Here is a 15,577-nt window from a genome sequence, read left to right on the forward strand (position 1 = left end):
CTTGTTACCGCATGCGTCGTGCTCGTGGGCACGGCATTTGGTACGCTATCGGAAGGCACGGACTACTTCCTTCATTATTGGCGCGTGCAAGGTCCTCTCACCGGGTCTGTTATCGCTCTCATCTATTTCAACTGGGTATTCGCTTACGGGCTCACGTGGTGGCTCCGCCGCAGAGAGACTTAGCTTGCAGCCCTGCCACCGAGATCGAGGCGCGGAACCTCGCCGACCACTTGCCTTACGGCTGCGGACAGGCCGGCACGTCCCTTTCACGGATGAAGTTGCGCAAGGCCTCCATGTCCCGGGACAGAGGCCGGTCGTCGGAATAGTGGGCGATGTTTTCCCGGACCATTCGGTAGATGGCGTCGGTACCAGGCGCGCGTGCACCGCGCTGCGCCAGAAAATCATGGGCCTGCGCGGCTGCCATGAGTTCGATCGCCAGGATGTATTCCGCGTTGTCGATGACCGCCAGCAGCTTGTTGGCTGCGACGGTTGGATGAGCAAGAAAATCCTCTTGCAGGCCCGATGTGACACCGCCGTCAGTCGCCGCCGGCGCGGCCAAACGCCGATTGACGTTGCTGAGCGACGTGGCGGTGTATTGGGCGATCATGAAGCCGGAATTGGCTCCGTCCTCATCGGCAAGGAAGGCCGGCAAATTGCTGACAAGTGGATTGACGAGACGGTCGATCCGACGCTCGCTCATTCCAGCCACCTGAGCCAAGGCGATGGTGAGGCCGTCAGCCGCCTGCCCAAGAGCGGGCGCCACCGCATGCGCTTCTGAAACAACCTGAGGATCGTTCAAAGACCCGAATACCGCGGGATTGTCGGTGACGGCGGCCAATTCGCGGTCGACCAGCTCGGCAGAACGGTCCAGCACCTCCCGGGCGGCGCCATGAACGTGCCGCACGGCGCGAAGGCTGAGTGCGTCCTGCGTGCGACTGCCGTGTGCCAGCGCAATAAGTTCGCTGCCGTGAAGCCAGCCACGCAGCGATTTGCCAACGTCCTGAATGCCGGGTGAGGGCCTCATCGCCAGGATCGCCTCGCCAAAAGCCGGCATTTGTGCGCCTGCGGCTTCAAGCGTTAAAGCCGCCGCCGCGTCAGCCCATGCCAGCAAACGCTCCGCGCGCCGCACGGCGATGCTTGTCAGGCCGGTTGCGCACGCGGTGCCATTGACGAGGCTCAAGCCTTCCTTGGCGCCAAGCTCCAACGGCTCCAGACCCATTTCGGCCAGGGCTTCGAGCCCGCTCATTGAGCGACCTGCCACGGTTGCGCTGCCTTCACCGATCAAGACCAGTGCCACATGCGCATTGTGCGTCAAATAKCCGGCCGATCCCCGGGACGGCACGTCGGGAACGCAGTCGCGCTCGATAAAGGTGAGCAAATTACGGACGATCGCAGGGCTCACGCCCGAATGGCCATGCGCGAAATTTGCCACCTGAGCAGCAATGATGGCGCGCACGCCRCGTCTCGGCACGAGGTCACCGACGCCGCACGCGTGACTGCGAATGATATTGCGCGACAGTTTCTTGTGCAGGGCAGGCGCCACGACCTTGCTTGCCAAGGCGCCCACCCCTGTATTGACGCCATAGGCGCGGATGCCTTTGTCGACGATGGCCGCCACGAGCTGGTGCGCAAAAGCGATCCTCTCCCACGCTGCCTGGCCAAGCGCCAGAGATTCGCCTTCGCTTACTCCCGCGATATCGCGCCAGCTGGCGTTTCCATCTATCGTTATTGTCATTGCCCGTTCCGAAATAGCTTTGCGAATGCGCAGGCGCTCGCCTGAAAGGCGGCATGAGAACCTTGCCCCGGTTCCATACCGTCCAACCGCGATGCATATTGGCGATGGAATTGCCGACTGATACGACTGGAGCGACGTCGTCGGTAATAATAGACATGCCGTCCGCGATCCGGCGCTGGAAATCCGGCGCCCGAAAAGCTTTTCGCGCAGGCTATGCCGTTAACCAGCCATCGCGCCGGTTCTGCAAGAAAGACGCGCTCCTGGCCAAATTTCGCGCTGTCTGCAGGCCACAGCAAGGCGCATGGGCCTCCCGCAGTCTGGACAACGGCCAGGGTTGAACGCGCGCTGGCGGGGCTCGGGAGGAAACTAATTCATCGCGCGGGCGTTCAATAGGAATATGGCGCAAATCGAGAGTGCGTATGAGCCCTGGTGAAAAGGCCACTTTTGAGACTGAACGCGAAGCCCGTCTCGCCAAGAATGCCCGTCTCAAGGAACTTCGGTCTCATGCGTCCTGGCTCGCGTTTGATCCCCACGCTCCATTTCACGATGAGATCGACTTCTCAGCTGTCTTTGAGGAAAACACGTTGCGCCACCGCTGGTAACCGGATTCCTTTGGCGGCTCCGTGAGGGTAAGAGATGACCACTCGATGGGCTGCCGGCTTTCCATTCCTCAAATATCGCGATCAAAAGACAAAGGGCCTGGGCCGCCAACCATTGCGATCCAGCCAGGTCCTTAGCCGCCGGGTTCATCGCGACATTGCACGATTTGATCTAGGTCCCCGTCTCATGCGCGTTAGAGGCTCGGCGCAGGCGGCGACATAGCCGATGATAGATCGGCGAACTTTGAAGGTCTCGTGTTGCATGGGTGAATAGCAGCACGACAAACAGAACAACCACTGCAGCTGTAAACCCGATAACGTGAGCCATTCAAGCGAACGTCGCTGGGGTCGATATGTTCCAAGGGATAATGCCAACGCCCATTGCTGGTGCGGACGACGGGAATCGAACCCGTACGATCAGAGATCGAGGGATTTTAAGTCCCTTGCGTCTACCAATTCCGCCACGTCCGCAGGCCCGCCCTTTTCAGATGCCAGACACAGGCCGTCAAGTCGTGTTCTTGAGCTGTCTGAGTGCGCAGCCCAGAGGAGGGGGCGCGGCGATACTGGCGTGATCGCGGAATTTAGCGCGCCGCGCACAGTGGATAGGGTCTTTGCACGGCGGACTTGATCCGCCGAGGCCGGCGTCTACCAGGCCCCAACCCATTCCCCCGCCCACTGGGGGCGCCGGCCGCCCCTCTCATCGAAATTGCTGATCACCTGAGGGCCTTCGCTCGCCGATCGCTATCGGCGCGCTCAGAACTTGTAGCTCAGGTTGACGCCGACGGTGTTCAGCTTCGTATCCTGGTCGCGGCCGACAAAGTCGCTGGATCCATCATAGTGTTCGGAGCCGAAATCGTAGTAGCGATATTGGGCGCCGACGACGAACTTGTCGGTCAGCGCATAGTCGACGCCGGCGCCCACCGTCCAGCCGACATTCGTGCGTGTCTCGGAGAATGCGGAGCCTGAGGCTTGCGACGTCTCGATCCCGGCGAAGGCGACCCCGCCGATGCCGTAGACCAGCACACGATCCATCGCATATCCGGCCTTGGCGTTGACCGACCCGAACCATTTGATGTCGGTACCGACGACATTTCCGGGCCCGCCAAGTTCCGTCGTGCCGTCGATCGAGGAATAGTTGAGGTCGGCTTCGGCGCCGATCACCGCCTGGTCGAACTGCCACAGGCCGGCGACGTGCCCGCCGACGAAACCGCCATCAATGTCGGGCGAGACGGAAAACGGTCCGCCGTCGTTTCCCGAGATATCGGATTGGCCCCAGCCATAGCCTGCCTGCAGGCCGGCATAATATCCGGTCCAGTCGAAGCCGGGCGCGGTCATCGGGACATCGACCGTCGGGTCAGCCGCGAAAGCCGGCATGGACAGGACGGCAAGAAGACCAGCACTTGCGACCACAAGGCGATACATTCGAACTCCCCGGACGAAGAGTCGGAAAAATCCTTGGCAATCAAGGTAGACCGATTTGCGACAAAACGGAATCGGATTTCTGGCTGCGGCAGTGTGTGCCGCGCAGACCCGCGGCCTGCAAGTGCACTACAGCTGACATTGCCGGGCGAATGTCAGCGTGCAAGATGGTCGTCTCGCGGGGAAAATCCTGATGAACAGCCTGGCTCGTCTCATCGCTGGGGTAGCCATTGCGCTGCTCGCCTGCGGCTTCGCCATGGCCGAGCCATTGACGCTCGCCATTGCCAAGGCCGTGGTCGTATCCGATGCAGCCTCGGGACAGATGGCGCTCAACCTCAAGATGACACCGGGCAGCGCTAAGGCGTTCGCCGACTTCACCAGGGCGAATGTCGGCAAGGTGGTCGATCTCAGCGTCGACGGTGCCGTGGTGGCCTCGCCGCGCCTGGTCGAACCCATCCTCGGCGGCGAGGTGATGCTCAACGGCACCTTCGCGGCGGGCGAACTCCAGCGCCTCGCGGAACGGATTTCAGCCGGAGGTGCGAAAGTCACGGTCGAGGTAAAGGCCGAACAGCCTTTGTGAGGGCTGGGTAGGCCTATCCGTTGTTTGACGCTGGTCAAAACCAGGCAGGCTTGGCACAGTCGTGCAAACAGGAGTCCCCTCATGGCAAAGAAGCCGGCGGCGCATGCGACGAAGCCAAAACCGTGGACCGAGATGGCGACGCATCTGGTCGACGTCGCCATGGGCCGCAAGCCCGCCGATCTCGTCATCCGCAACGGCCGCTGGGTGAACGTTCACTCAGGCGAGATCATCGCCGGCACCGACATCGCCATTGCCGGCGGCCGCTTTGCCTATTGCGGGCCGAATGCCAGCCACGCCATCGGCCAGGGCACCAAGGTGGTCGATGCCGGCGGGCGCTACCTGGTGCCCGGCCTCTGCGACGCGCATATGCATGTCGAGAGCGGCATGGTGACGGTGACCGAATTCTGCCGCGCCGTCATCCCGCACGGCACCACGTCGATGTTCATCGATCCGCACGAGATTGCCAACGTGCTCGGCCTGCCGGGCGTGCGGCTGATGCATGACGAGGCGGTGGCGATGCCGATCAACGTGCATGTGCAGATGCCGTCCTGTGTGCCTTCAGCACCTGGCCTGGAGCATGCCGGCGCCGAACTGACGGTCGCCGATGTCGCCGAGGCGATGACATGGGAAAACATCATCGGGCTCGGCGAAGTGATGAATTTCCCCGGTGTCGTCGCCAACGATCCCGTCATGTCGGGCGAGATCGCCGCGACGGTGAAGGCAGGCAAGACCGTTGGCGGCCACTATGCCTCGCGCGATCTTGGCCTGCCGTTCCACGGCTATGTCGCCGGCGGACCCGAGGACGATCACGAGGGCACGCGCGCCGAGGAYGCSATTGCCCGCGTGCGCCAGGGCATGAAGGCGATGCTGCGGCTGGGCTCGGCCTGGTACGACGTKGCCTCGCAGATCAAGGCGGTGACCGAAGGCGGCATCGATCCGCGAAACTTCATCCTGTGCACCGACGACAGCCATTCCGGCACGCTGGTGCACGAGGGGCACATGGACCGTGTGGTGCGCCACGCCATCCAACAGGGGCTGAAGCCGGTGACGGCGATCCAGATGGCGACGATCAACACCGCCCAGCATTTCAAGCTGGAACGCGAGATCGGTTCGATCGCGCCGGGGCGGTTGGCCGACCTGCTGATCGTCTCCGATCTCGCGGCAATGACCATCGACGAGGTCTATGCCCGCGGCGCCAGGCTGGCCAAGGGCGGCAAGCTCGACATCGACATTCCGGCCTATGACTACCCGAAGACGGCAAAGAACACCGTCAAGCTAGGTAAGAAATTCAAGGCGGCAGATTTCGACATYGCCGCCCCCAAGGGCGCCAACGAAGTGCGGGTGCGGGTCATCGGCGTSATCGAGAACCAGGCGCCGACGCGGGCGCTSGAGGCCGATCTTCCGGTCGAGGACGGGCTGGTCGCCATGGATCGCCGCAACGAYGTCTGCCAGATCGCGCTGGTCGAGCGSCACARRGGCACGGGCGGCGTCACCAACGCCTTCGTYTCCGGCTTYGGCTATATGGGCGATTGCGCCATGGCCTCGAGCGTGGCGCATGACGCCCACCACATCATCTGTGTCGGCACCAACAAGCAGGACATGGCGCTGGCGGTCAATCGGCTGGGCGAAGTCGGCGGCGGCGTCGTGCTGTTTTCCAAGGGCAAGGAACTGGCACTGGTCGAAATGCCGATCGCCGGCCTGATGTCGGACGAGCGCGCCGAGATCGTCGCCGCCAAGGCGGAAAAACTGACCGAGGCGATGCGCAAGATGGGGTGTTCCCTGAACAATGCCTACATGCAGCACTCGTTGCTGGCGCTGGTGGTCATTCCGGAGCTGAGGATTTCCGATGTCGGCCTGATCGACGTGACGACGTTCCAGAAGGTCGATCTGTTCGTCTAGTTCAGCCCCGTCGCCGGTGACTCGCTCACCCCCCGGTGACGATGGTCAGCACCTTGAACGGCGTGGTGATGACGACCTCGGCGACCGAACCGACGGCCTTGCCGAGGCCCTGGCCGAGATTGTTGAGCTGTGCCGGATCGGGTTCGTCCGAAGCCAGGCCAGCCGGCGTACGCAGGCGGTCGCCGAGCAATTGCACCAGGATCGGATTGTCGGCGAATTTTGCGTGGTTGAGGCCACCGTCGCCGCCCTTGATCTTGGACAGGTCGACCACGGAGACGCCATAGCTGGCGAGATCGGCGGCATTGCCATAGTCGCCGACACGCGGTTTGTCGCCCGAGATGATGGATGACAGCTTGAGCGCCCGGTCATCGCTTGAAAGCAGCACGGCAAACGGCTTGTCCGGCTTGCCGTAACGCATCATCTGCTTTTTGAACACGTCGACATCGATGTCGGGTGAAGCCAGGACGACATAGCCGAGCTTGCCGCCGAGATCGCGATCGCCGGTGATGGCGAGTTGGCGCAGTGCCTCCATCGTCAACCAGGTTCCCATCGAATGAGCGATGATGTCGATACTCTTGACCCGCGTCTTGGCGAGCATCCTGAGCGTCGCCTCGAGATCGTCACGGGCGGCGTTGGCGCTGTCCTTGTCGTAGATATAGCCCGTCGTCTTGGCGCTCGACGCCCAGGAAAACAGCACCGGCGTGCCCGGATATTTCGTGTCGTGGGCGATCTGCGTCAACCGGTAGACACCGTCGTCGAAGCCGTTGTTGAAGCCATGCACGAAAACCAGCGCGCGGTCGCCGCGCATGGCGATGTCGGCGCCGACCGCCTTGGCGAATTGCGGCGCGCCTTCGTAGTAGGTGACGTCCTTGGCGGTGAAATCCTTGGCCGGATTGCTGTTGGCGGAACCCTTGGCGCGCTCGATGGCGCCGACCTGATGGCTCGTCGGAACCGTGACATCAACCCGGGCGAAGCTGGTGGTCAGCGAAYGATCGCCATCGAACACCTGCCGCGGGTCCTTCGTCGCCTTCTGGCGGGTGGTGGCGACGAAGATCGCATGTGTGGCCGCGATGGCGGACGCCGGTACCGCGACCGTCGTCTTGTTGAGCAGATCGTGCGTATTTCCAGCGCAGCCGGCGACCAGCAGCGCGAAAGTTATGGCGACGACACTCTTCAAACGCACGGTCACGCGCCGGCTCCCGTAAAGGGTGACGTCAAAACGTGACGTCACCAGTCATTCCGATAGAGCCAGAGACCGGCGCGGTCCAGTTCAAAGTGGCCTGGTGGCTCAGCAATGGTGAACAGGCACGGCGAAATCCGTGGCGGCGCATCTACTGCCCGAGCTGGGTGATGCGGTCGGTCACGTCCCGGTCGCTGGCGAAGCCGTCGTCCTCGCGCAGCCGCTGGCCGATCATCTTCACCAGGGTCGGATTGTCGGCGAATTTCGTATGGTTGAAGCTGTCGCTGCCCTTGACCTTGGAGAGATCGACCACCGTCACGCCGTAGGAGGCAAGGTCGGCGGCATCCTTGTAGTCGCCAACGCGTGGCCGCGAACCGGCGATCAGGCCGGAGAGCCTCAGCGCGCGGTCGTCGTCAGACAACAGCAGGATGAATGGCTTGTCGGGCTTGCCGTAGCGCCGCATCTGGCTCTTGAACACGTCGACGTCGATGTCGGGCGAGGCCAGCACCACATCGCCCAGCTTGCCGCCAAGATCACGGTCGCCGCTGATGGCCATCTGGCGCAGCGTTTCCATGGTCACCCAGGTTCCCATCGAATGCGCGACAATGTCGATGCGCCGCGCGCCGGACTGCTCCAGCATGCGCAAGGTCACTTCGAGYTGGTCGCGCGCAGCACTGGCACTTTCCTTGTCATAGACATAGTCGGTGGTCTTGGCGCCCGAGGCCCAGGAGAACAGCACTGGCGTGCCCGGGTAGCCGGAATCGTGAACGATCTGCGTCAAGCGGTAGACCGCATCGTCGAAGCCGGTGTTGTAGCCATGCACGAAGACCATGACGCGGCCGCCGCGCGCGGCGATATCGGCGTTGAGCGCGCTGGAGAATTTCGGCTGCGCGTCGTAGCCGACGACCTCGGAAGCCATGAAATATTTGGCCGGATCATTCGACTTGCCACGCGAGCGCCGCTCGATCTGGCCAGTCTGGTGCAGACCAGGAACGGTGACGTTGACGCGGGCATAGTTCAGCGTGGCCGAGCGCTCGCCGTCGAAAACCTTGTTGGGATCGTCGGATTTCTTGCGCGTCGTGGCGATGAAGATCGAGTGGTTGCCGGCGATTTCCGTCACCGGCGCGGACATGACTGCGCTGCCGAGCAATTCCTGAGTTTGCGGGCCGGCGCAGCCGGCAACGAGCAAGGCAAGGACAACCGAAAATATCTTCTTCAAAGGCACGTCTGAAATTCCACTCCGGCCAAAAGGCCCATCCACCCCCGCGACACCTCCCGGACAGGGAGAGTGCGGCAGAACTAAGTCGTGTCCWGCCGAAAWGYGGTCAGCGCSYGGYKACAGCCATCGCACTGTKGCGCGAAAGCCAAAATGGCGGMAGRAACGCCGGWATGTTGGAGAAGGGCAGCACCTCSGGCTTRAGSCGGATGCCGAGCACRTCSKYCATGAAGGCRCGGCGCGCCTCGATACGGCTCCAGGCTTCGGGATGGCGCGCCGCGATCTCCTCGCGCAGTGCCTCGTCGGCGAGCGCGATGCCGTCCTCGATGTTGGTGGTGAAATAGTCGCTGCCGGTCGCCGGGATGATGTCGACCTGCAACGCCATGCCGGATCGCAATTTGATGTCGGAGCCGGAAAACACCGGCGAGTGCATCCATTCGTCAATATGGACGAGATGGCCGGGATTGAGGGAGACGCCAAAGAACGGGTCACCGATGCGGTCATGCACCGCCTTCCACAAAGCGCCGCCCGCCGTACCGATGCCGATCGCTTCGTACCAGTCGACAACCGCGGCGAAATACGGCGCGACCAGCTTTTCGACATAGTCTCGGATGTCAGGAGGCAGCTCGGAAGCATCCTCGGCCAGGAAACCGGCGCGGGCGTTGAGCGMGCCCTGGAKGCCATARGCCATGGTGATCGGRTCGCCRCGCCKRATGATGTCGAGRCGRGGGCTGGGCAARCCATAGGCGGCGCGTTTKSCGGCCGACAGCATCGGRTGACAACCWTGCGGCAGGCCGTTSATGCCCATCAGCCGCGCCGCCTGCARTTCGCTCATGCCGGGTTCGATACCTCGCAGCACATTGCGCAGCCCTTGCGAGGTGAAGGTCGCGGCGAACTCGAAGGCAGCCAGTTGGTCGGCCTCGTTGATGGCGCGCAGGCCGTCGGTGGGGTTCATCAAAAGATTGGCGGCATTCATCACCGCGCCCTTGTCGCCGACGAAGGTGCGCAGCGTATCGGCAATGAAGGACGGCAGGTCGAGCGTCATCTCATCGAACCCGGCGTCGCCGGCGCCAAAAGGCTTCCAGCCGATGGCGCCGATCCTGTCGCCGGGCTTCAGGCCGCAGCCGGCAAGGATGTCGGGCAGCGCGTTCGAGCGGTCGCGTGGCTGCGCCGGCAGCGAGAAGGTCTGGTAGAGCACGCGCTCGTAAGGCCCATCGCAGATTTCGGCATAGCCCCAGCCCTCATTGCCGACGAGCAGCCTTGGCTGCTTGCCGGGAACGACGACCAGCAAGGTTTCCTCGAAACGCGGATCGTAGCCGGAGAGATAGGCGACATTGGCCGCGTGTTCGCGGTCGCCATAGATGGCGAAGGCATTGAAGCCGGCCTTGGCGCCGCGCGCGATCAGCGCTTCGATGCGCGCTTCATGGGTGTTCCGGGCAACCAGCGGCATCACTGTCGGTTCGCCGAATTCCGGCAGCGACATGGATTTCAGGCCGACCGATACGACAGGCATGAACAAACGCTCCCAAGTGCTTGCAAGGATTCTGTGAATGCCCTTTGCGGGAGGGGCATGAGGGGTCGCACAATGGCKTTGCGRGGCCGGATATGCAATAGGCAGGATCGGCTGCGCGAGGTCAGGATGCAACAGACAGGCACTGTGCGGCTAGGTTTGATGACAAGGGTCCGCGCGGATATGCGGCACAAGGTGACTTTCCAATGACCAGTTTTTCCTCCCGCGTCGCCGTCGCCGCCGCAGCGATCCGCCAGATCTTTCCCGAAACGCCGCTGCAGGAAAACGACTATCTGTCGAAGAAGACGGGCGCGCGGGTGCTGCTGAAGCGCGAGGATCTTAGCCCGGTGCGCTCCTACAAGATCCGCGGCGCCTTTAACTTCTTCCGCAAGGCGCTTGCTGCCGGCAATCAGGCTGAACTGTTCGTCTGTGCGTCGGCCGGCAACCATGCACAGGGTTTCGCCTTCGTCTGCCGCCATTTCGGCAAGAAGGGCGTGGTGTTCATGCCGGTGACGACGCCGCAGCAGAAGATCGACAAGACCAGGCTGTTCGGCGGCGATTTCGTCGAGATCAGGCTGGTCGGCGACTTTTTCGACGACTGCTRTCGCGCCGCCTTCGAATTCACCGAAAGCTCGGGCGCCCACATGGTGCCGCCCTTCGACCACAAGGACATCATCGAAGGCCAGGCGACGGTCGCCTATGAGATCGCCGACCAGATGCCGGGCGCACGCATGCCCGACATCATCATGCTGCCGGTCGGCGGCGGCGGCCTCGCGGCCGGCGTGACGCACTATTTCGCCGATCAGGGCCGGGAGGCGCGTTTCATCTTCTGCGAGCCGGCCGGCGCGCCGAGCCTGCATGACAGCCTCGCGGCTGGGAAACGGCTGAAGCTCGCCAAGGTCGACAACTTCGTCGATGGTGCTGCGGTCGCCGAGATCGGCCGCGAACCCTTGCGATACCTCAAGGAGTTTGCCGCCGAGACGGTGCGGCTCATCCCGGAGAACCGGCTCTGTGCGACCATGATCGAGATGCTCAACGTCGAAGGCGTCGTGCTCGAGCCGGCCGGCGCGTTGGCGATCGACGCATTGAAGGATTTTTCCAGGAAGGAAATCCGCGGCAAGACCATTGTCGCCGTGGTTTCAGGCGGCAATTTCGATTTCGAGCGGCTGCCCGATGTCAAGGAACGGGCACTGCGCTTCGAGGGCTTGAAAAAATACTTCATCATCCGCTTTCCGCAGCGGCCCGGCGCGCTGCGCGATTTCCTCGAAATGCTGGGCCCCGACGACGACATTGCGCGCTTTGAATATCTGAAGAAGTCGGCGCGCAATTTCGGCTCGGTGCTGATCGGCATCGAAACCAAGGACCGYCGCAAYTTCGATCTGCTGAAGGCGAATTTCGAGGCCGAGGGCGTCCAGTATCAGGACATCACCGACAACGAGACATTGGCGGGGTTCATCATATGAGCGGAAAGGTCTTCATCGCCCTGTTTTCCGGCATCAATGTTGGCGGCAACCGCATCGTTAAGATGGCGGAGCTGCGCTCGTTCTTCGAGGATCTCGGCTTTTCCGATGTCGCCACCTATGTGCAGAGCGGCAATGTCGTGTTCCGGGGCGGCAAGGGCGACGCCGCCGCGTTGACCAAACAGATCGAGGCGGCCTTCGAGAAGAAATGGGGTTTTTATTCGCGCATCATGGTGCGCGATCTCTCTTGGTTCGAACGGCTGGTGAGCGAAAATCCCTATCCGGAAGTGGCCGCCGACCACACCAAGCTCCATGCCTATGCGCTGGAGCGTGAGCCGACGGCCGATGAGGTGGCGCGGCTGGCCGAAAAGTGCACCGGCCCCGAGCGCTTCGAGGTCAAGGGCGACGTGCTCTACCTCAGCGCGCCGGACGGGCTCGGCAAATCAGTGTTTGCCGGGCTGATCCCGCGCACTCTGAGGGTACCTGGCACCGCGCGCAACTGGCGCTCGGTGCTGGCGCTGCTGGAGATGGCTCGCGTGCTCTRAAGCGCCTTTGATACAAAGTGCAGCCTACCGGTGCGGCGCGTGTTGTTCCTGATCAAGCGATTGTGATTTTTCTGCAACAATTTGTGACTGTCTGACTTGCAGGGCTGCCGAAATATTTCGCGCCGTGTTATTCTCCCAGTCTATTTTGGGGGAATTTGATGAAGCGCCTAATTATTGCGTCTACTTTCTTGATCTCTGCCTGCGGTGCAACGTTCGCGGCCGACGTGGTCACAATGGAGACGCCAGCGGGATTTATCTGGTCAGGCGGTTATGTCGGTATCAACGCCGGCTATGGCTGGGGAAGTGCTGACGCGGTTGATCCGAGCGGCAATTTCTTCGAGGAAGATCCAGGCCAAACCTTGGACGTCAATACCGATGGCTTTCTCGGCGGCGTTCAGGCCGGCTACAACTGGCAGTCTGGTGCGTTCGTATACGGTGTCGAAGCCGATCTGGGCTATCTGGGGGTTCGTGGTGACAACTTTGTTGTTGAAGATCCCGACAATTTCGGATCGACAAAACTGGGCGTCTACGGCGATCTGACCGCACGCCTGGGGTATGCGACCGACAGGCTGTTGATCTATGCAAAGGGCGGCGCCGCGGCCACACATTACAAAGTGAGTTACGGCGACCTCGACGGCGGTGACATCGATCCGGACCACAGTGCATCGAAAAGCGGTGGCCGTTTCGGCTACACAATCGGTGGCGGTGCTGAATGGGCCATTTCCGAGAAATGGACCACCAAGCTGGAATATCAGTACTTCGATTTCGGCAAGGTCGGTTTGACCGACATCAATGGTGACGACGCGAAGGTGAAGATCGACGCTCATACGATCAAGATCGGCCTGAATTACAGGTTCTGACCTTCTGCTGTTCCGACATGGCTCAGATGGCGTCGCGACAACGCGGCGCCAGAGCTGTCCTGAGTGCTCTGGCTATTTCGGCGCCGAACTGAGCAGCGAATAGCCTATGCGGCCGTGGCCGGCTTCCAGTCGAAGGTCAGCTCTTCGCGGAAGGCAAAGCGCTTGATGTGGTCGGCGACGACACTTTCCAGGCGTTCGATCGATCCGGCTTCGTCGGTCGACACCGTGATGTGCAGCGTGCTCGCGTCCGCATCCATGACTGTGTGTCCCAGCGACGTCAGATCGATGGTCCCGTGGGTCGGGTCGAATTCGACAGGAAATTTGTGCGCCCAGTGCTTGCACAGTTGCTGCAGATAGCGGCTGGCATGTTCGGTGGCGACATCGGCACGGCTGGTCGGCATAAGTGAATTCTCCAGAAGGGCAGGCGCCCAATGCTTGACATGGCGCCGGACCTTCCGGGTTGGCGCCATGTTCGGGTAGATAGGTGCCTTCGTGAGAAACGGCAAAGGCGGCCGAGCAAATCCCGCCCGATGGCAGGTCGACGCTTACCAGCTTCCGGTGTTCGCCATCGAAGCCCAGGGTTCGGCCTTGGCTTTCGCCGGGCCCTTTTGCAGAAGCTCGATGGAGATGCCGTCCGGCGACCTGATGAAGGCCATGTTGCCGTCGCGCGGCGGCCGGTTGATGGTGACGCCGTTGTCCATCAGGTGCTGGCAGGTGGCGTAGATGTCGTCGACCTCATAGGCGAGGTGGCCGAAATTGCGCCCGCCCTTGTAGTCCTCGGGGTCCCAATTGTAGGTSAGCTCGACCAAAGGCGCCTTGTCGKYGACGCCGCTCTYYTCGTCCTCGGASGCSGCGAGGAAGATCAGCGTGAAGCGACCCTGCTCGTTTTCATAGCGGCGGACCTCCTTSAGMCCRAGCTTGTTGCAGTAGAAATCGAGCGARGCATCGACRTCGGCGACRCGGACCATKGTGTGSAGATAGCGCATGTGKTTTCCTCGATCTGTTGGGTTGCGGCGCAACATAGGGTCGGCCCGCTCAAAGGGCAATCTCCGGCGGCCGGCGACGCCGGCAAAGAACAAATCCGGTATTCCCGCAATGAACCGTGAAAAAAGGCAGGGAAGGTCTTGCACACACCGGAAGCCGCGGTGTTAATCTGGTGTCAAGAATCAGTTGCGGTGTTCTTGAACAAAGGGGGCATTCTTATGGGGGAAAAGGCCTCTTTGACGGGGCGGGCCGGAACCCTTGGCGACGCCTTGATGCGCGACGAAGGCGGCGATGCCGCCGACCTGACCGAAATTGCCGGCGCCATCAAGTGGTTCGATGTGGCCAAGGGATATGGGTTCATCCTTCCCGATGACGGTGTTTCGGGCGATATTCTCCTCCATGTGACATGCCTTCGACGGGACGGCTTCCAGACAGCCCTGGAAGGCGCGCGCGTGGTCTGTCTTGTCAAACAGGGCGATCGTGGACTGCWGGCCTTCCGTGTGCTTTCCATGGATGTCACCACCGCCGTCCATCCCGCGGAAATGCAGGAACAGCGCACCCATGTCGCGGTGACGCCGGAGAGCGGGCTCGAACGCGCCTTGGTCAAGTGGTTCAACCGCACCAAGGGCTTCGGCTTCCTGACGCGCGGTGAGGGCACCGAGGACATTTTCGTCCACATGGAGACCTTGCGCCGTTACGGCATCACCGAGCTTCGGCCGGGGCAGGTCGTGCTTGTCCGTTTCGGCCGCGGTGACAAAGGCCTTATGGCCGCCGAAATTCACCCCGATATGGGTACCTTGCCGGTTTCGCACTAGGACGATTTCGGTCGAGGACTTTGCATGGCTCACAGGAACTGGCTGACGGCGGGCGTGCTTTGCGCCATTGCTGCGGTGATCGTGGCCGCGGGCGCTTTCTTCTATTCAGAAAGACCGACCTCGGCCGACAGCCGGGCGATGATCCTTCAGGTCGATCCGACGCCGCTGGTCGTGGTGACGAAAGACGGGAATCGCTCGTTTTCCATCGAAGTAGCCGACACCGATGCGGAGCGCGAGGCCGGCTTGATGTACCGCCAGGACATGGCGGACGATCACGGCATGCTGTTTGTCTTTGAGATACCGCAGCAGGTCAGTTTCTGGATGCGGAACACGCCGATGCCGCTYGACCTGATCTTYGTCGGCCAGGAYGGCARGATCCGGGCGATCAAGCAMGGCGAACCGCAATCCGAGGCKATCATTTCGCCAGGCSTRCCGGTGCGCTTCGTGCTSGAACTCAAGGCTGGCACCGCCGCCAGGAACGGCATCGACTATGACGACCTTTTGCGCCATCCGGCGGTCGGCACCGTATCTGGCCCCGGTATGCCGCCGGCTGATAAGGGCGATTCTCCGAACGTCGATTCCAACTGAGCCCCGGGGATCGCCTTCCGATGCAGGTTTTTTCCCATGACGGGTTCGATCTTGCCTTCCTCGACCGCCAGCCGGCGTCGGGCGAGGGCGATCCTGTGCTCATGATCCACGGCTTCGCCTCGAGCCACTACGTCAACTGGGTGTCGCCCGGCTGGTTCAAGACGCTCAACGATGCCGGCTATCGCGC

14 protein-coding genes, 1 tRNA gene and 1 pseudogene are annotated in these 15,577 nt (G+C 62.0%); 8 read left to right on the top strand and 8 right to left on the bottom strand.

Annotated elements, in window-relative coordinates; genetic code table 11:
* Positions 1–235: 235 nt before the first annotated feature.
* From AC1DX0_RS17990 to AC1DX0_RS18000, 3 genes are all read right to left on the bottom strand, one after another.
* Complete coding sequence (locus AC1DX0_RS17990; protein ID WP_477221350.1) at positions 236–1,735, bottom strand: HAL/PAL/TAL family ammonia-lyase; 1,500 nt, start codon at positions 1,733–1,735, stop codon at positions 236–238.
* A 984-nt stretch (positions 1,736–2,719) separates the two neighbouring features.
* Positions 2,720–2,805, bottom strand: a tRNA-Leu gene (locus tag AC1DX0_RS17995).
* A 282-nt stretch (positions 2,806–3,087) separates the two neighbouring features.
* Entirely contained in the window at positions 3,088–3,756 is a 669-nt protein-coding gene (locus AC1DX0_RS18000) for an outer membrane protein (protein WP_477221351.1), read from the bottom strand.
* A 190-nt stretch (positions 3,757–3,946) separates the two neighbouring features.
* On the opposite strand from AC1DX0_RS18000, the gene AC1DX0_RS18005 reads away from it, so the two are divergent.
* Complete coding sequence (locus AC1DX0_RS18005) at positions 3,947–4,333, top strand: SecDF P1 head subdomain-containing protein (RefSeq protein ID WP_477221352.1); 387 nt, start codon at positions 3,947–3,949, stop codon at positions 4,331–4,333.
* Between the two features lie 81 nt (positions 4,334–4,414).
* Positions 4,415–6,232 (top strand): adenine deaminase, encoded by a 1,818-nt coding sequence (gene ade, locus AC1DX0_RS18010; RefSeq protein WP_477356287.1) that lies wholly within the window; start codon positions 4,415–4,417, stop codon positions 6,230–6,232.
* Positions 6,233–6,257: 25 nt separating this feature from the next.
* Here ade and AC1DX0_RS18015 read toward each other — a convergent pair whose 3' ends face one another.
* The 3 genes from AC1DX0_RS18015 to AC1DX0_RS18025 all read right to left on the bottom strand — a co-directional run bounded on the left by AC1DX0_RS18015 (position 6,258) and on the right by AC1DX0_RS18025 (position 10,141).
* Entirely contained in the window at positions 6,258–7,421 is a 1,164-nt protein-coding gene (locus tag AC1DX0_RS18015; RefSeq protein ID WP_477356289.1) for an alpha/beta hydrolase, read from the bottom strand.
* A 142-nt stretch (positions 7,422–7,563) separates the two neighbouring features.
* A complete protein-coding gene (locus AC1DX0_RS18020; protein WP_477221355.1) occupies positions 7,564–8,637 on the bottom strand; it encodes an alpha/beta hydrolase in 1,074 nt (357 codons plus the stop codon).
* Between the two features lie 100 nt (positions 8,638–8,737).
* Positions 8,738–10,141, bottom strand: a complete 1,404-nt coding sequence (locus AC1DX0_RS18025; RefSeq protein ID WP_477356291.1) for an aminopeptidase P family N-terminal domain-containing protein — start codon at positions 10,139–10,141, stop codon at positions 8,738–8,740.
* 203 nt (positions 10,142–10,344) lie between these two features.
* Here AC1DX0_RS18025 and ilvA point away from each other — a divergent pair, with 203 nt between their 5' ends.
* The 3 genes from ilvA to AC1DX0_RS18040 all read left to right on the top strand — a co-directional run bounded on the left by ilvA (position 10,345) and on the right by AC1DX0_RS18040 (position 13,003).
* Positions 10,345–11,601: a threonine ammonia-lyase IlvA gene (gene ilvA, locus AC1DX0_RS18030; protein WP_477356293.1), complete on the top strand. Its 1,257-nt coding sequence runs from the start codon at positions 10,345–10,347 to the stop codon at positions 11,599–11,601.
* On the top strand, positions 11,598–12,143 hold the full coding sequence (locus AC1DX0_RS18035) for a DUF1697 domain-containing protein (protein WP_477221358.1): 546 nt from the start codon (positions 11,598–11,600) through the stop codon (positions 12,141–12,143). Before ilvA ends, AC1DX0_RS18035 begins: the two co-directional genes overlap by 4 nt.
* A gap of 158 nt (positions 12,144–12,301) precedes the next feature.
* Positions 12,302–13,003, top strand: coding sequence for an outer membrane protein (locus tag AC1DX0_RS18040; RefSeq protein ID WP_477221359.1), 702 nt, complete (start codon positions 12,302–12,304; stop codon positions 13,001–13,003).
* Between the two features lie 104 nt (positions 13,004–13,107).
* On the opposite strand, the gene AC1DX0_RS18045 is transcribed toward AC1DX0_RS18040, so the two are convergent.
* Entirely contained in the window at positions 13,108–13,404 is a 297-nt protein-coding gene (locus AC1DX0_RS18045) for a DUF2218 domain-containing protein (RefSeq protein ID WP_477221360.1), read from the bottom strand.
* 144 nt (positions 13,405–13,548) lie between these two features.
* Positions 13,549–13,989: a VOC family protein gene (locus AC1DX0_RS18050; RefSeq protein ID WP_477356295.1), complete on the bottom strand. Its 441-nt coding sequence runs from the start codon at positions 13,987–13,989 to the stop codon at positions 13,549–13,551.
* A gap of 270 nt (positions 13,990–14,259) precedes the next feature.
* Between AC1DX0_RS18050 and AC1DX0_RS18055 the strand changes: the two genes are divergently transcribed.
* From AC1DX0_RS18055 to AC1DX0_RS18065, 3 genes and pseudogenes are all read left to right on the top strand, one after another.
* Entirely contained in the window at positions 14,260–14,802 is a 543-nt protein-coding gene (locus AC1DX0_RS18055; RefSeq protein WP_477356297.1) for a cold-shock protein, read from the top strand.
* 24 nt (positions 14,803–14,826) lie between these two features.
* The gene (locus AC1DX0_RS18060) at positions 14,827–15,390 is read left to right on the top strand and encodes a DUF192 domain-containing protein (RefSeq protein WP_477356299.1); all 564 of its coding nucleotides are present in this window, start codon (positions 14,827–14,829) and stop codon (positions 15,388–15,390) included.
* A gap of 20 nt (positions 15,391–15,410) precedes the next feature.
* Positions 15,411–15,577 (top strand): annotated as a pseudogene (locus AC1DX0_RS18065) (alpha/beta fold hydrolase); the annotation flags it as partial.

The sequence above is a fragment of the Mesorhizobium sp. P3_A9 genome (genome assembly GCF_056402975.1).